The organism is Aquihabitans sp. G128, from assembly GCF_019048865.1.
Lineage (GTDB): Bacteria > Actinomycetota > Acidimicrobiia > Acidimicrobiales > Iamiaceae > Aquihabitans.
In genome coordinates, this window is sequence record NZ_CP077604.1 from 358,640 (window position 1) to 379,654 (window position 21,015).

The 21,015-nt window shown below is 74.8% G+C and carries 20 protein-coding genes, 1 pseudogene and 1 riboswitch; of the genes and pseudogenes, 16 read left to right on the forward strand and 5 right to left on the reverse strand.

The features are described from left to right. The first annotated feature begins 153 nt into the window (after positions 1-153). The gene (locus KSP35_RS01635) at positions 154-1,950 is read left to right on the forward strand and encodes an acyl-CoA dehydrogenase (protein ID WP_216998509.1); all 1,797 of its coding nucleotides are present in this window, start codon (positions 154-156) and stop codon (positions 1,948-1,950) included. Positions 1,951-1,992: 42 nt separating this feature from the next. On the opposite strand, the gene KSP35_RS25020 is transcribed toward KSP35_RS01635, so the two are convergent. Both KSP35_RS25020 and KSP35_RS01640 read right to left on the reverse strand, forming a co-directional pair. Continuing rightward, positions 1,993-2,127: a hypothetical protein gene (locus KSP35_RS25020; protein ID WP_256444520.1), complete on the reverse strand. Its 135-nt coding sequence runs from the start codon at positions 2,125-2,127 to the stop codon at positions 1,993-1,995. Then, a complete protein-coding gene (locus tag KSP35_RS01640) occupies positions 2,124-3,473 on the reverse strand; it encodes a hypothetical protein (RefSeq protein WP_216998510.1) in 1,350 nt (449 codons plus the stop codon). Before KSP35_RS01640 ends, KSP35_RS25020 begins: the two co-directional genes overlap by 4 nt. A 149-nt stretch (positions 3,474-3,622) precedes the next feature. On the opposite strand from KSP35_RS01640, the gene KSP35_RS01645 reads away from it, so the two are divergent. Continuing rightward, positions 3,623-6,442 (forward strand): glycoside hydrolase family 2 TIM barrel-domain containing protein, encoded by a 2,820-nt coding sequence (locus KSP35_RS01645; protein ID WP_216998511.1) that lies wholly within the window; start codon positions 3,623-3,625, stop codon positions 6,440-6,442. Positions 6,443-6,471: 29 nt separating this feature from the next. Here KSP35_RS01645 and KSP35_RS01650 read toward each other — a convergent pair whose 3' ends face one another. After that, positions 6,472-7,179 carry an EthD domain-containing protein gene (locus tag KSP35_RS01650; RefSeq protein WP_216998512.1) on the reverse strand — a complete coding sequence of 236 codons (708 nt, stop codon included), beginning with the start codon at positions 7,177-7,179 and terminating at the stop codon, positions 6,472-6,474. 235 nt (positions 7,180-7,414) lie between these two features. On the opposite strand from KSP35_RS01650, the gene KSP35_RS01655 reads away from it, so the two are divergent. Next, complete coding sequence (locus KSP35_RS01655) at positions 7,415-8,308, forward strand: phosphotransferase family protein (protein WP_216998513.1); 894 nt, start codon at positions 7,415-7,417, stop codon at positions 8,306-8,308. Here the strand turns inward: KSP35_RS01655 and KSP35_RS01660 are convergent, their stop codons facing one another. Further along, positions 8,309-9,121, reverse strand: coding sequence for a serine hydrolase domain-containing protein (locus KSP35_RS01660; RefSeq protein ID WP_371749013.1), 813 nt, complete (start codon positions 9,119-9,121; stop codon positions 8,309-8,311). It lies immediately after the preceding gene. A 37-nt stretch (positions 9,122-9,158) separates the two neighbouring features. Then, on the reverse strand, positions 9,159-9,983 hold the full coding sequence (locus KSP35_RS01665) for a phytanoyl-CoA dioxygenase family protein (protein WP_254126930.1): 825 nt from the start codon (positions 9,981-9,983) through the stop codon (positions 9,159-9,161). A 23-nt stretch (positions 9,984-10,006) separates the two neighbouring features. Between KSP35_RS01665 and KSP35_RS01670 the strand changes: the two genes are divergently transcribed. From KSP35_RS01670 to KSP35_RS01730, 13 genes and pseudogenes are all read left to right on the forward strand, one after another. Then, the gene (locus KSP35_RS01670) at positions 10,007-10,300 is read left to right on the forward strand and encodes an MGMT family protein (RefSeq protein ID WP_216998516.1); all 294 of its coding nucleotides are present in this window, start codon (positions 10,007-10,009) and stop codon (positions 10,298-10,300) included. A 38-nt stretch (positions 10,301-10,338) separates the two neighbouring features. Then, entirely contained in the window at positions 10,339-10,932 is a 594-nt protein-coding gene (locus KSP35_RS01675) for a hypothetical protein (protein ID WP_216998517.1), read from the forward strand. Between the two features lie 27 nt (positions 10,933-10,959). Beyond that, positions 10,960-11,448 carry a glutathione peroxidase gene (locus tag KSP35_RS01680; RefSeq protein WP_216998518.1) on the forward strand — a complete coding sequence of 163 codons (489 nt, stop codon included), beginning with the start codon at positions 10,960-10,962 and terminating at the stop codon, positions 11,446-11,448. Positions 11,449-11,629: 181 nt separating this feature from the next. Then, positions 11,630-12,793, forward strand: a complete 1,164-nt coding sequence (locus KSP35_RS01685) for a DEAD/DEAH box helicase (protein ID WP_216998519.1) — start codon at positions 11,630-11,632, stop codon at positions 12,791-12,793. 95 nt (positions 12,794-12,888) lie between these two features. Next, positions 12,889-13,713 (forward strand): annotated as a pseudogene (locus tag KSP35_RS25440) (N-6 DNA methylase); the annotation flags it as partial. Positions 13,714-14,494: 781 nt separating this feature from the next. Continuing rightward, positions 14,495-14,806: a hypothetical protein gene (locus tag KSP35_RS01695; RefSeq protein WP_216998520.1), complete on the forward strand. Its 312-nt coding sequence runs from the start codon at positions 14,495-14,497 to the stop codon at positions 14,804-14,806. Positions 14,807-14,878: 72 nt separating this feature from the next. After that, positions 14,879-14,998, forward strand: a riboswitch (SAM-I-IV-variant riboswitch). 59 nt (positions 14,999-15,057) lie between these two features. Continuing rightward, on the forward strand, positions 15,058-16,290 hold the full coding sequence (locus KSP35_RS01700) for a homoserine O-acetyltransferase (RefSeq protein WP_216998521.1): 1,233 nt from the start codon (positions 15,058-15,060) through the stop codon (positions 16,288-16,290). Then, positions 16,287-17,507 (forward strand): PLP-dependent aspartate aminotransferase family protein, encoded by a 1,221-nt coding sequence (locus KSP35_RS01705; RefSeq protein ID WP_216998522.1) that lies wholly within the window; start codon positions 16,287-16,289, stop codon positions 17,505-17,507. Before KSP35_RS01700 ends, KSP35_RS01705 begins: the two co-directional genes overlap by 4 nt. Position 17,508: 1 nt before the next feature. Next, on the forward strand, positions 17,509-18,522 hold the full coding sequence (locus tag KSP35_RS01710; RefSeq protein ID WP_216998523.1) for a Gfo/Idh/MocA family protein: 1,014 nt from the start codon (positions 17,509-17,511) through the stop codon (positions 18,520-18,522). Between the two features lie 35 nt (positions 18,523-18,557). After that, positions 18,558-19,343, forward strand: a complete 786-nt coding sequence (locus KSP35_RS01715; protein ID WP_216998524.1) for an Fpg/Nei family DNA glycosylase — start codon at positions 18,558-18,560, stop codon at positions 19,341-19,343. A gap of 68 nt (positions 19,344-19,411) precedes the next feature. Then, a complete protein-coding gene (locus KSP35_RS01720) occupies positions 19,412-20,059 on the forward strand; it encodes a hypothetical protein (protein ID WP_216998525.1) in 648 nt (215 codons plus the stop codon). Positions 20,060-20,131: 72 nt separating this feature from the next. Further along, positions 20,132-20,365, forward strand: coding sequence for a hypothetical protein (locus KSP35_RS01725; protein ID WP_216998526.1), 234 nt, complete (start codon positions 20,132-20,134; stop codon positions 20,363-20,365). Further along, positions 20,355-20,984 (forward strand): DUF4202 domain-containing protein, encoded by a 630-nt coding sequence (locus KSP35_RS01730; protein WP_216998527.1) that lies wholly within the window; start codon positions 20,355-20,357, stop codon positions 20,982-20,984. The genes KSP35_RS01725 and KSP35_RS01730 overlap by 11 nt, the downstream gene beginning before the upstream one ends. Positions 20,985-21,015: the final 31 nt, after the last annotated feature.

Consider the following 21,015-nt stretch of genomic DNA (forward strand, 5'->3'; position numbering starts at 1 on the left):
GGGCAGACCCTACGGGGGACCGACCGCCCTTGGCAGGCAGGCCACCCTCCCCACGGGCGTGGCTACCGGCGGGTAACCCCGGGTCGCGGAGCAAGACCTGACGGGTCGTCAGGGGGTGGGAGGCGTTGTGGGGCTTGCCCTAGCGTGATCGCCATGTCCGACTACACGCCGCCGCTCAAAGACATCAAGTTCCTCCTGGACCACATCACGCCCATCGAGGAGCTGGCCAAGCTCGAGGCCTACCAGGCCATCGACGCCGAGTCGGTCGAGGGCGTCATCGAGGAGTTCGGGCGCCTGATGTCGGACGTCTGGGCCCCCACCAACGCCGTGGGCGACGCCGAGGGCAGCCACGTCGAGGGCGACGAGGTCATCACCGCCACCGGCTTCAAGGAGGCCTACGCGGCCTACGCCGAGGCCGGCTGGGGCGCCGTGCCCTTCGACGAGGCCTACGGCGGCGGCGGCTTCCCGTGGCTGGTGGGCATCGTGCTCCAGGAGCTGCTCAACAGCGCCAACATGGCCCTCGCCATGGCGCCGCTGCTCACCCAGGGCGCCATCGACGCCATCCTCCACCACGGCAGCGAGGAGCAGAAGGAGAAGTACCTGCTCAAGATGGTGTCCGGCGAGTGGACCGGGTCCATGAACCTCACCGAGCCCGATGCCGGCTCCGACGTCGGCGCCCTGCGCACCAAGGCCGTCAAGCAGGACGACGGCAGCTACAAGATCACCGGCCAGAAGATCTTCATCACCTTCGGCGAGCACTCGTTCACGCCGAACATCGTGCACCTCGTCCTGGCCCGCACGCCCGACGCGCCCGCCGGGACCAAGGGCATCTCGTGCTTCATCGTCCCGAAGTTCCTGGTGGGCGACGACGGGTCGCTGGGCGAGCGCAACGACGTCCACATCGTCTCGGTCGAGCACAAGATGGGCATCAAGGGCAGCCCCACCTGCGTGCTGGCCTACGGCGACAACTCCGACGGCGCCACCGGCTACCTCATCGGCGAGGAGAACGCCGGCATGCGGTACATGTTCACGATGATGAACAACGCCCGCCTCGGCGTCGGCGTCGAGGGCCTCGGCCTGGCCCAGCGGGCCTACGAGCACGCCCTCGCCTACACCCGTGAGCGCAAGCAGGGCTTCGCCCCCGGCGCCGCACGCGGCGAGAAGTCGTTCATCATCGAGCACCCGGACGTGCGCCGGCAGCTGCTGACCATGAAGGCCTACACCGAGTCCATGCGGCTCCTGGCCTACAAGGTCGCCGAGCAGATCGACGTGGCCCGCCACGGCGCCGACGAGCACGTGCGCACCGCCGCCCAGGAGATGGTCGACCTGCTCATCCCGCTCACCAAGAGCTACTGCACCGACGTCGCCGAGACGGTCACCTCCATCGGCATCTCGCTGCACGGCGGCATGGGCTTCATCGAGGAGACCGGCGCGGCCCAGTTCTACCGGGACTGCAAGATCACCCAGATCTACGAGGGCACCAACGGCATCCAGGCCATGGACCTCGTCGGCCGCAAGCTGCCCATGCGCGCCGGCGGCGTCCACCAGGACCAGATCAGCCGCATGAAGGCCACCGTCGAGGAGCTGGCCGGGGCCAGCGACGAGCTCGCCGTCATCCACCACGAGCTGGTGGCCGCCGTCGAGTCGCTCGAGGAGGCGGCCAACTGGCTGCTGGCCGAGGGCCTCGCCGATCCGGTCCAGGCCCTCTCGGCCGCCTCGCCGTTCCAGCGCCTCTACGCCACCACGGTGGCCGGCTGGCTCATGGCCGTGCAGGCCCTGGTCGCCAAGCGCCAGGTCGACGCCGGTGCGGCCGACGCCGACGTGGCGGCGGTGAAGCTGGTGACCGCCCGCTTCTTCGCCGAGCACCTGCTCCCGCAGGTCCACGGCCTGGTGGCCCCCGTGAAGGCCGGCAAGGGCGACCTCTTCGCCCTCACCGCCGACCAGTTCTGAGCCGACGGTCCGCCCCTGCCCTCGGGTGGGGGCGGGCCGCCCTCAACGCCGCTCGACGAGGGTCACCCGGATCCCGGGCGCGGCGCGCCAGGTCGCCACGATCCGCACCCGGCGGCGGACCTCGGGTCGGGCGAGGAAGGCGCCGTCGTCGGGCTCGGGCTCGGTGCCGGTGGTCACCAGCCACACGCGGGCGGCGGCGGTGGTGCGGGTCGCGAGGTCGGCGGTCGATGCCGTGGCGAAGCGGTCGAACGTGCCGAGCGGGCGCCCGGGCCCGAGGTAGCGCAGCCCCTCGAGGGGCCGGCGGGCCAGTTGGCCTTCGAAGGCCAGGCGGGCATCGGTGGGGACGAACAGGATGCCGTCGCCCGCACGCCGGTGCGCGGCCACCACGGACGCGGCGCTCGACCAGGTCGGCGCCGCTCGGGCAGCACCGGCTGCACCACCGCGAGCACCGTCAGGAGCAGGGCGGCGCCCAGGATCGGTGGCATGCGGTGGACCGGGGCCCGAGCGGGCCGGCCGAGGCCGGCGACGCCGACCACCAGCAGCGCGGGCAGCGCCAGGGCCGAGCCCATGGCGTACTGGGCTTGCTGCGCGGGGCGGAAGAGGTTGACGCCGAGCACGGCGACGGCGGCCACCGGGCCCCACAGGACCAGGGCGACCTGGCGGAACCGCTGTGCCGACGTGGCCGCCGGCCCCCGGACGCATCGCCAGGCCCCCCACGCCGTGAGCAGCGCCAAGGTCGGTGCCAGCTTGAGCGACGGGTTGACGAGGGCGCGGACGAACCCCAGGGCGGCGCGGGCACCGAACGGCGCCAGGGAGACCCCGACGTCCTTGCCGCCGGCGACGTAGAGGGCGAGGCCCACCCCGAGCGACGCGGCGCAGGCGAGCAGCAGCGGCCCCGCCCGGCGAGCGGGCGGGCGGGCCCAGGCGACGGCGACCGCCAGGGCGGCGACCTGGACGACCGCCAGCCCGTGGGCGAGCGGGAGCAGGACCGTGGCTGCGGCGAAGCACGCCGTCGGCCGTGCGGTCCGCTCGGCCGGGCCACGGTCGAGCACCCGGTCGAGGGCCGACCAGGCCATCGCGACGAGCAGGGCGACGAGGCCGTAGGAGCGGGCGTTGAGGGACTGGCGGACCGGGAGCCAGCTCGCGGCGGCCACGAGCCCGGCCCAACGACCGAGGGAGGCGCCGTGGTGGCGGGCGACCAGGCGGGCCAGCACGGCCAACGCGGCGGCCATGGCGAGGGCGGAGGGCAGGCGCAGCCAGCGGGGATCGGCCGAGACGGCGGCCCACGGACGCAGGAGGCCGTAGTAGAGCGCCATCGTGCCGCCGGTGCGCTGCCAGGTCTGCCAGAGGGAGTGGGTGGCCGCCAGCGAGTAGGCCTCGTCGCCGAAGAGGTCGCGACGGCCGAGCTGCGGGCCCACCAGGGCCAGGTGGAGCACCACGCCGGGCAGCCAGGCGCCCGGGCCATCGACCGCGGGTCCAACGGGCGCGAGGTCGTCGAGCGTGGGCACCTCGGGTGAGAGCAACCGGGCGCGCCGACATGACGGCGACCGGCTTCCCGGCCGATGGGGCAAGCTCTCGGGCCGTGAGCCTCCCGCCGTCGCCGTGCCCGCTCGATGCGTTCGGACCCCGGTCGTGGGCGGCCCCGGAGGCCACCGGGTTCGGGCGGGTGCCGATGAGCACCCACCTGGCCCGGCCCGGGGCGGTGGCGCTCGACGGCTCGTGGGCCTTCGTGCTCCGGGAGCGGCCCGAGTCCGTCACCGCGGCCGACCTCTCCGGGCCCGTCGACGGGTGGGCGACCATCGAGGTCCCCGGCTGCTGGACCATGCAGGGCTTCGACCGGCCCCAGTACACGAACATCCAGATGCCGTTCCCCGGCCCGCCGCCCGCCGTGCCCGAGGCCAACCCCACCGGGGTGCACCGGCGCACCGTCGAGGTGCCCGAGGCGTGGGCCGGCCAGCGGATCGTGCTGCACGTCGGAGCGGCCGAGACGGTGCTCTACGTCCACGTCGACGGCCGTCCCGTGGCCATGGGCAAGGACTCCCGGCTGCCCCACGAGGTCGACCTCACCGGCCTGGTGGAGCCCGGCAGCTCGTTCGAGCTGGCCCTCACCGTGGTGCGCTGGTCCGATGCCACCTACCTGGAGGACCAGGACCACTGGCACCACGCCGGCCTGCACCGATCGGTGTCCCTCTACGCCACCCCGCCGGTCCACATCGCCGACGTGCACCCCACCGCCGACCTCGACCTCGCCACCGGCGTGGGGCGCCTGCGCACGGTGGTGTGGGTCGGCGCCGAAGGCCACGGGCCCAAGGGCTGGACGGTGCGCGCCGAGCTGGGCGGCCAGCGGGTGGAGGCGGCGGCCCGCTTCGAGCACCCCACCGACAGCCTGGCCAACTGGCTGCTCTTCGAGGGCCGCCGAGCGGTGCTCGACCTCGTGGTCCCCGACGTCGCGCCGTGGAGCGCCGAGGTGCCGAACCTGCACGAGCTCACCGTCACCCTGCTCGACGGCGAGGGCCGGGCAGTCGACGTGGTGGCGGTGCAGGTGGGCTTCCGTCGGGTGGAGGTGGTGGGCCACGAGCTGCTGGTGAACGGCCGGGCGGTGCTCATCAAGGGGGTCAATCGCCACGACCACGACCCGCGGCGGGGCAAGGCGGTCACCGCCGAGGGCATCGAGGCCGACCTGGTGCTGATGAAGCAGCACGGCATCAACGCCGTGCGCACCTCGCACTACCCGAACGACGCCGTGCTCTACGACCTCTGCGACCGGCTGGGGCTGTACGTGGTCGACGAGGCGAACCTCGAGGCCCACGCGCACCTGCGCAGCCTGCTCAAGCAGCCGCGGTGGGCCGGAGCGGTGCTCGACCGCGTGGTCCGCATGGCGCTGCGCGACAAGGGCCACCCGTCGATCATCGTGTGGTCGCTCGGCAACGAGAGCGGGACCTCACCGATCCTGCGGGCCGCGGCGGAGTGGCTGCGCGCGTGGGACCCCTCCCGGCCGATCCAGTACGAGAGCTCGATCGGCGAGGCGCTGTTCGGCGAGCTGGCGGCAGGGGTCGAGTCGGACCTCGGGGAGCTGCTCGGCCGGCCCACGCCCGAGTCGGACCTGATCGCCCCCATGTACCCGTCGGTCGAGGACCTGGTGGCGTGGGCCACGCACGGCACCCCGGACCGGCCGCTGGTGATGTGCGAGTACATCCACGCCATGGCCAACTCGTGCGGTTCGCTGGACGACTACTGGGACGCCATCCGCACCCACCCCGGGCTCCAGGGCGGGTTCGTGTGGGACTGGGTGGACCAGGCCCTGGTGCAGCAGCTGCCCGACGGCACCGAGCGCCTGGCCTACGGCGGCGACTTCGGCGACGAGCCCAACGACGGGCCGTTCTGCTGCAACGGCCTCGTCGACGCCTTCCGCACGCCGCACCCCTCGCTGCTCGAGCTGGCGGCGGTGGTCGCGCCCGTCCGCATCGCCGCGGTCGACGCCGGCCGCGGGGTGCTGCGGGTCGCCAACGAGCACGACTTCGTCGACCTCGCCTGGCTCACGCCCACGTGGTCGGTGGCGGTCGACGGCGTCGAGGTGGCCAGCGGGGTGCTGGACGCGTTGGACCTCGCACCCGGTGCCGCCACCGAGGTGCGCGTGCCGGTGCCGCACGTGGACCTGGCACCGGGGGAGCGGGCCCACCTCACGCTCGCCTTCGCCACCACCGAGGCGCAGCCGTGGGCCCCCGCCGGCCACGTGGTGGCGAGCCACCAGGTCCTGGTGCGGTCCGAGCCCGGGCTCGCCCAGGCACCATCCGGGCCGAGGTCGGGCCGGCGGTCGGCCGACCTGGCCCCGGTGCTCGCCCTGTGGCGAGCCCCGATCGACAACGAGGTGTTCGGCCCCGTGCTGGGCCCGCACGCCGCCCGTTGGGACCGCCTCGGCCTCCGCGACGCACCGGCGGTCGCGGCCATGGAGACCACGACGTCCGAAGGCGAAGACGACAGTGACGGCGGCGGGGAGCGCACCACCCACGCGGTCGTGGTGCCGGCGGGGATCGACGACATCGCCCGAGTGGGGGTCCGGCTCGACCTGGGACCGGGCATCGCCGCGGTCGAGTGGTTGGGCGACGGGCCGCACGAGGGCTACTCGGACCGCTCGGCCTCCACCCGCGTCGGCCGCTGGACCACCCCGGTCGACGCCTGGTCGGTGCCCTACGTCCACCCGCAGGCCAGCGGGAACCGCACCGGCGTCCGCTGGCTGCGCTTCCTCGACGCCGAGGGCGGGGTGGTGCTGACCATCGACGAGCTCGACGGCCTCGACGCCACCGTGAGCCGCTGGACCGATGAGGAGGTGGCCGATGCCGGTCACCTCGAGGACCTGCCCCACGACGACCGCTGCTACGTCTGGCTCGACGCCCGCCACCGGGGCGTGGGCTCGGGTGCCGTCGGCCCGGACGTGGCGCCCGCGCACCGCGTGGGCCCGGGGCCCTACCGCTGGTCCTACCGGCTCCGCTGACCGGTACGGCCAGGCGGCGCGGCTCGCCCTCAGATCGGGCTGGAGAGCACGTACCGGCTGGTGGGGGCGACGTCGAGGACGGCGTCGTCGCCGCTGAAGCGGGCCACGCTGGCCATCATCCCGGCCATGCGCTCGGCCAGCACCTCATCGCTCCCGCCCGTGTCGAAGAAGACGTGGAAGTCGGTCATGGCGGCAGCGGGGAACAGCTCCTCGACGATGCCGTCGATCTCCGGCGCGTCGGCGGTCACGGCGCGGACCACCACGTTCTGCACGTAGCCGAAGGTGCTCTGCGTGCTGATGGCGACGGCGGTGTGGGACCCCTGCCAGCGCTCGAGCCACTGGGTGCGGTCGAGGCCGGGGTGGCGACGGAGGAAGGCCAGGTTGGCCAGGCCCTCCGTGCGGGACCCGGGTGGGGTCGGCGGGGCCACCAGGGGCACCGACTCGGTGACGAGGTAGCCGGCCAGCCGGGCGCTGGCAGCACCGAGGGCCGCCTCCACGGCGGCGCGAGCGTCGCCCGTGGCGGTGTGCAGCCACACCGAGACCACGGCCTCGATGGGTGCGTCGAACGTCGACATCCGGATGGCGGCGGCGGCCACCGCGTCGTCGGTGACGTTCACCTGGACGCCCAGGGCCCCGGCGCGAGCGAGCGCGTCGGCCACGGGCCCCCGGAGCCGAGCGGACCAGCCCTCGGCGTCGAGGTCGGACGGTCGCCACAGCAGGTAGGCCAGCTTCTCCATGGCGGGGAAACGTAGCCACCCCCGTCCGGATGCCTCGGGTGTGCGGCGCCGGGGTTCCCCTCATCTCGGCGTCGGCGGTGCCGATGGTGACCTCTTGTCCGACGCAACGCGGGACCCCAGGGCGCGCCTCGCGCCGCGCATGGCGACGGGCCTCGGGCGGGGCGCGCCATGCGGGCGCTGGCCGAGGCCGGCATCGCCCCGACCGGGCTCACGCGCGTCCAGCGTCACCAACGAGGTGTGGCTCACCGACCAGTACGTGGTCCGGGTCAACCGCGACGCCAGCCTCCGGCTGCACCGCGAAGCCGTGCTCTCCCAGGTCCTGCCCCCCGAGGTCGGCTACCCGGCGCTCATCCAGCACGGCGGCGAGGTCGGCAGCGACTGGCTGGTCCTGGAACGGGTGCCGGGCCAGCCGCTGAGCCGGTGGTGGCCGACGATGTCCGAGGCCGCCCGGCGCGACGCAGTGCGCCAGCTGGCGGCCCGGCTGAAGGTGGTGCACCGCCTGCCCTGCCCCCGCTTGGACGGTTTGGCGGACCTGCCCCAGCTCCTGGACCCGGCGCCGACCGGTGACCTCGCCATCGCCCGCCTGCTCGATGCGCTCGACCTGGTGTCGCAGCTGCCCAACGTCGACCCGGGGATCATGCAGGAGGTGGCCGCCCACGCCGTGGCCAACGCCGACGCGCTCGACCCCTTCGACGCCCACACGATCGTCCACGGCGACCTCTCGTTCGAGAACGTGCTGTGGGACGGCGAGCGGGTGACGGCGCTGCTCGACTTCGAGTACGCCCGGCCGGGGCCGCCCGACCTCGACCTCGACGTGCTGCTGCGCTTCGTCGCCCTGCCCTACCTCCACGTCGCCCCGGACTACGAGGCCCAGACCAAGGCGGAGGACTACGTCGACATCCCGTGGTGGCTGGCCGAGGACTACCCGGAGCTCTTCGCCCACCCCCGCCAGTTCGACCGGGTCCGCCTGTACTCGCTGGCGTGGGACGTGCGGGAGCTGCTCGCCTTCCCGCCGTCGGAGCCGTTCCGCGACCTGCACCGCCACCACCCGTACCGCCGCCTGGTCCACGTGCTCCGCGGCACCAGCTACCTCGATCGCCTCAACGGCGGCGTCTCGCTCGACTACTAGCTAGCGGTAGACCCCGACGACCTGGTCGGACAGGCGGGGCCAGACGTCGAGCGCCCACGGGCCGAAGCCCTTGTCGGTGAGCACCACCAGGGCACGATCGATGGCGGGGTCGACCCAGAGGAACGTGCCGGCCCCGCCGAAGTGGCCGAAGGTGGCCGGGCTGTTGGTCGCGCCGGTCCAGTGCGGGGCCTTGTGGTCCCGCAGCTCGAAGCCGAGGCCCCAGTCGTTGGGGTGCTGGGGGCCGACGCCCGGGAGCGCGCCGGCCAGGCCGGGGAACTGCACCGTCGTGGCCTCGGCGAGGGTGGCCGCCGCCACCAGGGTCGGCCGCAGCAGCTCGGCGGCGAAGGCGGACAGGTCGGCCACCGTCGACCACGCGCCGTGGGCCAGGGAGCCGTCGCGCAGGTCCGTGGCCGCCAGGCCGAGCGGCTCGAAGACGGCGGCGGCCACGTACTCGGCGGCGGGCATGGCGGCCCGCTCGGCCAGGTGGTCGCCGAGGGCGTCGAAGCCGGTGTTGGAGTAGATGCGCGTGCGGCCGGGACGCGAGAGCGGCGGCGTGTCGAAGCCGTAGCCGCCGGCGTGGGCCAGGAGGTGGCGGACGGTGCCGCCCTCGGGCCCGGCCGGCTCGTCGAGGTCGAGCGTCCCCTCCTCGACCGCGACCAGGCAGGCGTAGGCGGTGAAGAGCTTGGTGACCGAGGCCAGGCGGAACGCCTGGCGGGCGTCGCCGACGGTGGCGAGCGATCCCGTCGGCCCGACCACCCCGGCCGCGAGGTCGGCGACGCCCCAGGACCCGGTGGACCAGAGGGCGTCGGCCAGGCGGGCGTCCTCGGAGGTGGGGTCGAGGGCGCTCGGCTCAGGCACCGTCCCACACCATCCCGCGACCGGCCGGGGCCGCACCCGGGGCGGGGCCGAGGACCACGTCGGCGGGCGGCTTCCGGTCGATGTGGCCGATGAGCCCGTTGTAGACGCCGTAGCCGCAGAGCTCGCGCAGGCGGGGGCCGAAGGACCGGGCCGCCTCGACGGGCACGCCGAGCTGCTGGTTCTCCTGCTGGCGCACCCAGCCGGCGCAGTAGTTCATGGCCAGCCCGACCCGACGAGCGTCGGTGTGGTTCGACCCACCGCCGTGCCAGAGGCTGCCGTGCCAGACGAGCACGCTGCCGCGCCGCATCTCGGCGGGGACGGAGTCGTAGGCCTGGCCGTAGGTGGGGGAGGCCTCAGCCCGGTGCGAGCCCGGGATGATGCGGGTGGCGCCGTTGGCCTCCGTGAAGTCGGTGAGGGCCCACATGGTGTTGCAGACCGTGGCCACGTGGGGCTTGTCGATGGGCATCATCTGGTCGTCGGCGTGGATGGGCTGGGGCACCTCGCCGGGGCCGATGGCGATGGACGACAGCGACGAGACCAGGCAGCCCGGGTCGAGGACGCCCTCCACGATCGGCAGGACCGCGGGGTGCACCGGCACCTGCTCGAACGGCGACCCGTGGGCGAGGAGGTTGTAGATCCGGACGGTGCTGGTGCCCTCGAACGCGTTGCGGGCGGGGCGGACCGCCAGGTCGTGCTCCAAGCGGTCGAGGGCCTCGGTCAGCGCATCCAGCAGGTCCGGCTCGATGGCGTCGGGGACGATGGCGTAGCCGTCGGTGCGGATGCGCTCCAGGTGGTCCGACGGGTCTCGATCGCTCACGTCGCGCATGGTAGGCCGGGCCCGTGGCACCCGACCGTGAGCCGACCTTCGACGAAGCCGCCACCGCCGTGCTGCTCGCCCTCCAGCCGGGTGAGGTCGTCACCTACGGCGAGGTCGCCGCCGAGGCGGGGTTCCCCGGCGCGGCCCGAGCCGTGGGTCGCCTGCTCTCCACCGGCGAGGGCGACCTGCCCTGGTGGCGGGTCGTGAATGCGTCGGGACGGCTGGTGCCGGGCCACGAGGTCGAGCACGAGCGCCGGCTGGTGGCCGAGGGCGTGGCCGTCACCGACGGGCGCATCCGCATGGGCCGCCGCCGCTGACGGGGCCTCCACCCGTCGGGGCCTGCCAAGATCGGCCGATGGCACGGGGACGGTGGTGGCTGGTGGGGGCGCTGGGCGTGGTGCTCGCGGTCCTCGTGGTGGTGCTGGCGGTCCGGCTGCGCGACGACGGCGGCGACACCCGCTCGGGCGTCTTCGTGATCGGCGACTCGATCACGGTGATGGCGGGCGGCCAGGACCTCGGCCCGGACGGCTGGCAGGTCGACGCCCGCTCGGGGCGGACCACCCCCGAGGGCATCGAGGTGGCCGCCGGCCAGGACCTGGCCGACCGCTCGGTGGTGATCGTGGCCCTCGGCACCAACGACCACACCGACGACGCCGCGACCTACGGCCGGAAGGTCGACGCCATGCTCCGCGCGATCGGTCCCGGGCCCTTGGTGGTCTGGGTCAACGTCGACGCCCACACGCCGGAGCTGGCCGACGCCGCCCGGGGCGTCAACGTCGCCCTCGCCGCGGCGGCGCTGCGCCACCCCAACCTGCGCGTGGCGGACTGGGACACCTACGTCGGTGGCCTCGGGCCGGTCGACGGGCTGCGCGCCGGCGACGGCATCCACTACGGCACCAAGGGCTCCGAGCTGCGGCGGGAGTGGACGGTCGGGCTCGTCGCCTCCTGATGCACGGGGGTCGGTAGCGTGCCGGCCATGAGCATCTACGACCACCCGGTGCAGGCCCTCGGCGGCGGCGACGCCGACCTCCACGACCACGAGGGCAAGGTCGCCCTCGTCGTCAACGTCGCCTCCAAGTGCGGCCTCACCCCGCAGTACGAGGGCCTCGAGCGGCTCCAGGAGACCTACGGCGCCAGGGGCTTCACCGTCCTCGGCTTCCCGTGCAACCAGTTCGGCGCCCAGGAGCCGGGGTCCAGCGAGGAGATCGCCACCTTCTGCTCCACCACCTACGGCGTGTCGTTCCCGATGTTCGAGAAGGTCGACGTCAACGGCGACGACCGCGACGGCCTCTACGCCGAGCTGACCGAGGTGGCCGACGCCGAGGGCACCGCCGGCGACATCCAGTGGAACTTCGAGAAGTTCCTCGTGGCGCCGGGCGGCGAGGTCGTGGCCCGCTTCCGCCCGATGACCGACCCCGAGGCCCCCGAGGTCACCGCCCTCATCGAGGCCAACCTCCCCGGCTGAGGGCCCTCGCACGGTTCGCGGTTCGCGGGACCGCCCGCCCTATCCTTGGCGCAGCGGGTCGGCAGCCCAGCGCCTCACACCGGGCGGTCCCGCGGGTCACCTCATCACGCGTTCGTCTCACCAACCTGACACGAGAGCCGGAGGACGACCCTCCCCATCAGGTAGACGATCCGGAGTTCACGTGCCCACCACCTTCGACGCCCTCGGCGTCGCCCCCGACCTGTCCGGCGCCCTCGCGGCCAAGGGCATCACCTCGGCCTTCGCCATCCAGGAGCTCACCATCGCCGACGCCCTCGCCGGGCGCGACGTGTGCGGCAAGGCCAAGACGGGCTCGGGCAAGACCCTGGCCTTCGGCCTGCCGGTCCTGCAGCTGGTCAAGCCGGCCGAAGCCGGCCGGCCCCGTGCCATCATCCTCGTCCCCACCCGCGAGCTGGCCACCCAGGTGAGCGAGGAGCTGGCGCCCATCGGGGCCGTGCGCGACCTCACCGTCGCCGCCATCTACGGCGGCGCCGACATCGAGAAGCAGATCAAGAAGATCAAGTCCGGCGTCGAGGTCATCGCCGCCACGCCCGGTCGCATGATCGACCTCATCGAGCGCAAGGAACTGGACCTCACCGACGTCGGCATCGTGGTGCTCGACGAGGCCGACCGCATGGCCGACATGGGATTCATGCCCCAGGTCGAGTGGATCCTGCGCCACATCCCGGGCGAGCACCAGACCCTGCTGTTCTCCGCCACCCTCGACGGCGTGGTGCAGGTGCTCATCGACCGCTACCAGCGCGACCCCGTCCGCCACGAGGTCGAGTCCGAGGGCGTCACGGTCGCCTCCATGACCCAGCGCTTCCTGCGGGTCCACCAGATGGACAAGATGAAGGTGGCCGCCGCCATCTCCCGCAGCGGCACCCGCACGCTGATGTTCACCCGGACCAAGCGCATGGCCGACAAGCTGGTCGAGCAGCTCGAGGGCGAGGGCGTCAACGCCGCCGCCATCCACGGCGACCTGCGCCAGAGCCACCGGGAGAAGTCCCTGGCCGACTTCACCGCCGGCAAGCTCGACGTGCTCGTGGCCACCGACGTCGCCGCCCGCGGCATCCACGTCGACGACATCGACGTCGTCATCCACTACGACCCGCCGGAGGACCACAAGGCGTACCTGCACCGCTCGGGCCGCACCGCCCGCGCCGGCCAGGGCGGCCTGGTGGTCACCCTGCTGCTGTGGGACCAGGAGCTCGAGGTCCGCCGGCTCCAGAAGCGCCTCGGCGTCGACCAGCCCATGCACGAGGTCTTCTCCAACAACAAGGTCCTGGCCGACCTCACCAGCTGGAACCCCGACGACGGCCTCTGAGCCCGGACCTCCTGTCACCGTCGAGCCACGAACTTGTCGCAGTTGTCGGCGCATGAGGTCGACAACTGCGACGAGTTCGAGGCCGTGAGCGCGCGATGACCGGTTCGGCCGGCGGTGTGCCGCCGGGGCTGCTCGGCCAGGTGGCCCGGGCTGCGGTCGGGGCCAGCCCGCTGGCGGTGGCGGCGTCGCTGGTCGACGTCGTCGGCGCGGCCGGCGGGTGGCAGCCTGCGGTGGGCCTGCGGGTCGACGGGGTGGGCCGGGTGCCGGAACTGCTGGCCGTCGACGTGCCGGCCGAGCGGGCCGGCCCCGCCCTGCTCGGCGTGCTCTACGAGGCCGCCCTGCACCCCGACGCCCGCGACGCCGGCGCCCACTACACCCCGGCTGACCTCGCGGCCCGGCTGGTGGCCCTGGTCCTGCCCGGCGCCTCGGCGGCGGCGACCGCGGGCCCGAAGGTGTGGGACCCGGCGTGCGGCGGCGGCGTCTTCCTGCTGGCCGCAGCCGACGCCCTGCTCGCCGAGGGCGTTCCCGCCGAGCGGGTGGCGGGCGAGCTGCTGTGGGGCACCGACGTCGACCCCGGGGCCGTGGCCGTCGCCGAAGCAGCGCTGGCGTGGTGGGCGGCCGCACAGGGCGCCGTCGACGCGACGCCCGGGCCCCACCTGGCCGTCGCCGACCCCCTCGTCGACGTGGCCCCCGCGCAGCCGCGCAGCGCCCGGGCTCGGGCTGCGGCGGCCGGCCCGCTCCCCGTGGCGGCCGCCGCCGGCTTCGACCTGGTGGTGGGCAACCCGCCGTTCCAGGGACAGCTCGCCGGCCGCTCGGTGCGCTCGGCGGCGTCGGCCGCCGCGCTGCGAGCCCGGTGGGGCGACGCGGTCGTCCGCCCCTACACCGACACCGCGGCGCTCTTCCTGGTGGCCGGCGCCCGAGCGCTGGCGCCGGGCGGCCGGCTGGCCATGATCCTGCCGACCTCGGTCCTGGCCGCCCGGGACGCGGCGCCCGCCCGGGCGGCGGCCGCTGCGGTCGGTCCGCTCACCGACCTGTGGGTGGCGGGCGAACCGGTCTTCGGCGCCTCGGTGCTGGTGTGCGCCGCGGTGCTTCAACGGCCCCCTGCCGACCTCGCCGACCCGGCCGAGGCCGCCGGCACGGCCGTCTCGCTCCCGCCCGAGCCGAGCCGAGCGACGGTGCGGCGCTGGCACGGCCGGTCGGTCTCGTCCCTGAAGGCGTCGGCCCCGGGCTCGCTCGTGGCCGCCGTGGTGGCGGCCGGCGGCGGCGACGGGTGGGCGGCGCTGGCGCTGGCGGCGCTGGGCGTGCCCGACCCCCCGGCCCGCTCGGCCGGCTCCCTGCGGGACCTGGGCACCGCCCGGGCCGGCTTCCGCGACGAGTACTACGGCCTCGTGGGCCACGTGGGCGAGGCGCCGCAGGGCGTCGACCACGACGACCTGCCGGAGGGCCTGGCGGCCCTGGTGACCTCGGGCCTGCTCGATCCGGGTCGCTGCACCTGGGGCCGCCGTCCCGCCAGCTTCGCCCGCCACGCCTACGACCGGCCGGCGGTGGACCTGGCCTCGCTGGCGGCGGCGGGCGGGCGGGCGCACACCTGGGTCCAGCAGATGCTGGTGCCGAAGGTGGTCGTGGCCACGCAGACGCGTCGGGGAGGCGGCGGTCGACGCCGGCGGGCGCTGGGTGGCGTCGACCCCGACCGTCGCCTTCGTGGCCCCGGTCGGGCGGCTCTGGGAGGTCGCCGCGGTGGTCTGCTCGCCGGTGGGCACCGTCGCCGCCCTCGCCGCCACGGCCGGCAGCGCCCGGGCCGGCGACGCCATCCGCCACAGCGTGGCGAGCGTCGGCGCGCTCCCGCTCCCGGTCGACCACCGCGCCTGGGCCGCCGGCGCCACGGCCCTCCAGCGCGGCGACCACCCGGCGTTCGTGGCCGCCATGGCGGCCGCCTACGCCGTCCCCGCCGGAGCGGCCGACGACCTCGCCGCCTGGTGGCTCGACCGCGCCCCCGCCCCGGCGCCCCGCTGAGCGACGCCCCAGCGCCACGGCCCGCCCGCGCGAACGGTGTTGCGCGGCCCCGGGGGAGCGCGCCTATCCTGCCCGGGTCATCACGAGTGGCCCGGGCGACCGGGTCCGGCAACCTGGGACGGACACCCAAGGTGCCTTCTCGCCTCCGGGCGGGGATGTGGCCGGCAGCCGCCGGCAACGAAGTGTCTGGGCCACCCGGCCCAACCACTGGCACCAGGTGAACGGCCCTCCGAGCGATCGAGGAGGAGCACATGACCGACGACGGCGCCCACTGGGCCGACGCCGAGTCCCTGCTGGTCCCTCCGCCGTGGATCCAGCCCCACGCCAGCACCCTGCCGGCCACCGGGGCCTGGCGGCCCGGCGATCCCCTGGGCCAGCGGCAGTTCATGCGCATGGCCGTCGATCGCTCGTTCGTGCTCGAGGGCGGGGGCCAGCTCCACGACATCACCGTGTGCTTCGAGACCTGGGGGACGCTCTCGCCCGAGGCCGACAACGCGGTGCTCGTCTGCCACGCCCTCACCGGTGACGCCCACGCCGCCGGGCCCGCCGGCGACGGCCACCCCGGCCCCGGCTGGTGGGACGACGCCATCGGACCCGGCAAGGCCATCGACACCGACCGCTGGTTCGTGGTCTGCGCCAACGTGCTGGGCGGCTGCCAGGGGACCACGGGTCCGGCCTCGCCGCTGCCGGATCGCCTCGGCCACTACGGCCCGCACTTCCCCGTGGTGTCCATCCGCGACATGGTCCGCACCCAGGCCAAGCTGGCCGACGCCCTGGGCATCGACGTGTGGCACGCCGTCGTCGGCGGGTCCATGGGCGGGATGCAGGCGCTCGAGTGGAGCGTCATGTACCCCGACCGCGTGGGTCGGCTGGTGGCCATCGCCACCACCGCCGCCGCCTCGGCCCAGCAGATCGCGTGGTGGAGCACCGGCCGCCGGGCCATCGCCCTGGACCCCAAGTGGCGCGACGGGCACTACTACGAGGCCGAGCCGGGCGACGGCCCCCACGCCGGGCTGGCCCTGGCCCGCCAGATCTCCCAGGTCACCTTCCGCAGCGACGACGTGTTCACCGACCGGTTCGGGCGTGAGCCCGTCGAGCCGCTCGCCGGCCGCTTCGAGATGTGGCAGCGCTTCCAGGTCGAGCGCTACCTCGACCACCACGGCGCCAAGCTGGCCCGCCGCTTCGACGCCAACTCGTACCTGCTGCTCACCAAGGCCATGGACCTGCACGACATCGAGCGAGGGCGGGGCAGCCTGGCCGGCGCCCTGCGGCGCATCACCGCCCCGGTCCTGGCCATGGGCATCACCTCCGACATCCTGTACCCCGCCTACCAGCAGCAGGACCTGGTGACGGGCATCCAGGACGTGGGCGGCCAGGCCACGTACCACGAGATCGACAGCCCCCACGGCCACGACGCCTTCCTGATCGCCCTCGACCAGGTCGCCGCGGCCCTGGTCCCCTTCCTCGAGAAAGCGCACCGATGACGAACGACCCCGACGCTCCCGCCCGCCCTGCGCTCGACGCCCAGACCCGTGCCGTGCGAGCCGGACGGCGCGGCGACGGCACCTCGCTCGCGCCGGTCCTGTGGCCGACCTCCACCTTCGTGACGCCCACGGTCGACGACGCCCGGCGCATGGCCACGTCGGTGGGCTCGGACCGCTTCTACACCCGCTACGGCAACCCCACGGTGGGCGGCTTCGAGGACGCCATCGCCGAGCTCGAGGGCGCCGAGGCGGCCCGGGCGTTCAGCTCCGGCATGGGGGCGGTCAGCGCCGTGGTGCTGGGCCTGTGCTCGTCGGGCGACCACATCGTCGCCCAGCGCCAGCTCTACGCCGCCACGCAGCTCCTGTTCCAGGCCGTGTGCCCGCGCTTCGGCATCGACGTCACGTTCGTCGACGGCACCGAGCCGGGCGCCTTCGCCGCCGCGGTCCGCCCGGGCAAGACCGTCCTGGTCTTCGGCGAGACGCCCGCCAACCCCAAGCTCGACGTGATCGACCTGGACGCGCTCGGCGCCATCGCCGGGCCCATCACCGTGGTCGACGCCACGTTCGGCACGCCGATCCTGCAGCAGCCCCTGCGCCACGGCGTCGACCTGGTGCTGCACTCGGCCACCAAGGGCATCGCCGGCCACAACGACGCCACCCTCGGGGTGGTGGCCGGCAGCCGCGAGCTCATCGACTGGCTGTGGGGCTTCGCCGTCCTGCAGGGCGCCTCGGCGTCGCCCTACGACGCGCTCAACGCCATCCGCGGCATCCGCACGCTGCCCATCCGCATCCGCCAGCAGTCCGAGAGCGCCCTCGTGCTGGCCCGGGCGCTCGAAGCCCGCCCCGACGTCGAGGACGTGCGCTACCCGGGCCTGCCGTCGCACCCGCAGCACGAGCTGGCCATGCGCCAGATGTCGTCGGGCGGCGGGCTGGTGACCTTCGACGTCGCCGGGGGGCTCGAGGGCGGCCGCCGCTTCGTGGAGGCGGTGCGCATCGCCCAGCTGGCCACGTCGCTGGGTGGCCCGGAGACGCTCGTGACCCACCCGGCCTCCACCACCCACGTCAACCTCCTGCCCGACGAGCTGGCCGCCAACGGCATCGGTCCGGGCACCATCCGCGTGTCGGTCGGCCTCGAGCACGTCGACGACCTCATCGCCGACTTCGCCCAGGCCCTCGACGTCGCCGCCGCCGGTCCCGTCCCGCCGAGCGTGTCCTGACGTGACCGGTCGGTCGGCCGAGCGGCTCGGGGCGGGCACCGGCACCTGGCGATGGGGCATCGCCGGCACCGGCGGCATCGCCACCTCGTTCACCGAGGACCTGGCCCGGGTCGAGGGCGCCGAGGTGGTGGCCGTCGGGTCGCGCACGCAGGCCGGCGCCCACGCCTTCGCCGCCCGCCACGGCATCGCCCGGGCCCACGGCTCCTACGAGGCGCTGGCCGAGGACCCCGACGTCGACGTCCTCTACGTCGCAACCCCGCACCCCGACCACCACGCCCAGGCCCTGCGGGCCCTGGCCGCCGGCAAGCACGTCGTCTGCGAGAAGCCCCTCGCGCTCAACGCCGCGCAGGCCGCCGAGGTGGTGGCCGCCGCCGACGCGGCCGACCGGTTCCTGCTCGAAGCCGTGTGGTCGCGGTTCCTGCCGGCCTACGACGTCCTGCGCCAGGTCCTGGCCGACGGTGAGGTCGGCCAGCCCCAGCAGGTCGACGCCGACTTCGGCTACGTGATGGCGTTCGACCCCGGCCACCGCCTGTTCGACCCCGCCCTCGGCGGCGGGGCGACGCTCGACCAGGGCATCTACCCGGTGCAGCTCGGGCACCTGGTGCTCGGCCCGCCGGACGCGGTGGTGGCCACCGGCCACGTGGGTGCCACCGGCGTCGACGAGCACGTGGTGGCGGGCCTCCGCCACCCCGGCGGGGGCCTCACGGTGGCCAAGGCCTCGCTGCGGGCCAGCCTCGCCTGCGAGGCGCGCATCTCCGGCACGCTCGGCGCCATCGAGCTGCCGGCGTTCATGCACTGCCCGCAGGCGATCACCGTGTCGAGCCCGGCCGGGCGGCGCACCATCGAGGCGCCGATGCGGGGCCACGGCCTGTGCCACGAGGCGGCCGAGGTGCAGCGCTGCCTGCAGGCGGGGGAGCGGCAGAGCCCGCAGCACCCGTGGGCCGACACGCTCGCCATCGCCGCCACGCTCGACGCGGTGCGGGCGGCGCTGGGCGTGCGCTACCCCGGCGAGTGACCGAGGCCGGGCCGGGCGCTCGGTAGGTTGCGGGCGTGCCGGAGCTGATCGAGGTCGAGGTGTACCGACGGCTGGCCGATCGGGCCGTGGGCCGCCGGATCGACGCCGTGGAGGCGCCCGACGACTGGTTCCTGAAGGGCGGCCTCACCCCGAACGTGGTCGAGGGCGCGCTGACCGGCGCCACCATCACCGGCACCGACCGCATCGGCAAGCTCCTGCTGGTCCACCTCGACGGCGACCGGCCGGAGCTGGGGCTGCGCTTCGGCATGACCGGACGGCTGGCGCTCGACGGCGAGGCGCCCATCACCGACCTGGAGTACGGCTCCAAGCGGGACCTTCCGGAGTGGGACCGCTTCGCCCTGGTGCTCGACGGCGGCGCCCGCCTCCGCATGGCCGACCCCCGCCGTTTGGGCGGCGTGGAGCTCGATCCCCCGGTCGAGGCGCTCGGGCCCGACGCGTGGACCATCACGCTGGCCCAGCTGCGGACCGCCCTCGGGACCTCGACGGCCCCGCTGAAGGCCCGGTTGCTCGACCAGTCGAAGATCGCCGGCCTCGGCAACCTCCTGGTCGACGAGACGCTGTGGCGGGCCGGCCTCGACCCTGCTCGCCCGACCCGGTCGCTCGCCGACGCCGAGGTGAAGGCCCTGGCCCGGCGCATCCGCTCGACGGTGACCGCCCTGTTCGATCGCGGCGGCTCCCACACGGGTGACCTGCAGGCCGCGCGGCACCGCGAGAGCACCTGCCCGCGCGACGGCGCCCCGCTGCAGCGCCGGACCATCGGCGGCCGCACCACCTACTCGTGCCCGGTCCACCAGCGGTGACGGCCCCGACCCCTGCGGCGACCCGTGACGTGCCCGCCGCGGACCGTGCCCGGTACGCTCTCGTCCCCGTGACCGCCCCGCGCCCCGCACCCGCCCCGGCGACGGGCCCGGACCGCCTGCGGGTCGCCCGGCGGCGCGTGGCGGTGGTCGCCCTGCTCCTCGGCCTCGCCGCGTCGGGGTGGACGGCCTCGCCGGCCGCCGCCGCGCCCGCCGCGCCCGCCGCTCCCACGCAGGACCCCAGCGCCACCACCACGCTGCTCGTGACCACCACGACCGCCCCGGGGATCGCCACCACGGCGGCGCCCACCACCGCAGCCGGGGCGGGCGAGACCACCACCACGGCCGCACCCGCCACCAGCTCGCCGAGCGCGGCCAGCGAGAACCGCAAGATCTGGCTGGTGGTGGGCGGCCTGGTGGCGGTGGCCCTCGCGCTCATGGTGCTCACCCTGCGGTACTGGCGCCAGACCAAGCCGGTGCCGATCGAGGAGCCCATCCCGGCCACGTCCTCGGCCGACCGCAAGGCCAAGCGCGGCGAGCACGGCCGCCACTCCCGCCGGGCCGTCGCCGGGGCCGACCACGCCGGGGCCGACGACGAGTGGGAGCCGCGCGGCACCGGCGAGCACGACCGCATCGAGGCCTCGCCGGCCACCCGCACGGTGCGGCCCTCGGCCGACCAGCGCGCCGCGGCCTATCGCGCTGCCGCCCCGCCCCGCTGAGCGGCCGCCGCCGCCGGGCGACCGCTCCTCGGCCAACCGGGGTGGCGTCGCCGGCCGGGTACCGTGCACGCCATGGCCGAAGCTCTCGACGTCGACGCGATGCTCCAGCGGTTCCGTGACCGCTCCGTCGCGGTGAAGAAGCGCAACCTGCCCCCGGTGGCCGGTCCCGAGCGGACCCGCCTCATCCAGCAGGCGCAGCTGGACTTCCAGGACTTCGCCATCGTCGGCGATGCCGAGGCGACGTTGGAGGACGGCATCCTCACCCTGCGGGTCGACCTCCGCCCGCCGGACGCCCGTGGCGACTGAGCCGGCCGAGCCGGGTGGCGATCGCCTCGCCCGCGGCCTGGCCGCCATCGACGCCGCCAACGCCGAGGACCCGAACCAGCTCGTGGTCGACGGCACCTCCCGGCCGAAGGAGCTGGTCCACGCCGAGCGCATGAGCCACTGGCTCGCCGTGCTGGCGCCCGACGCCACCGAGGCCCAGCAGCTGGCGGCCCGGGCGCACCACCTGCGCCGGTGGGTCAGCCCCCGCAGCGACTACCCCGACGGCCGCGCCGCATACCTGCGCTGGCGGGCTGACCACAAGCGGCGCGAGGCCGCCGAGGTGGGGGAGCTGCTCGAAGGCGTGGGCTACGACGCGGCGACCATCGAGCGGGTGCAGGCCATCGTGGCCAAGGAGCGCCTGCGCTCGGACCCGGACGTGCAGACCCAGGAGGACGCCCTCTGCCTGGTCTTCCTGGAGCTCCAGTACGACGACGTCGCCGCCCAGCTCGGCGACGAGCACACCATCCAGGTCCTCCAGCGCACCGCCAAGAAGATGAGCCCGGCCGGCCTGGCTGCCACCGGCGCGATCGCGTTCTCCGAGCACGGGGCGGCGCTGCTGGCGCGAGCCCTGGCTCCAGCCGAGGACCCGCCACCGCGCTGATCTCCGGCCCTCCACCGCCCATTCGGACGTT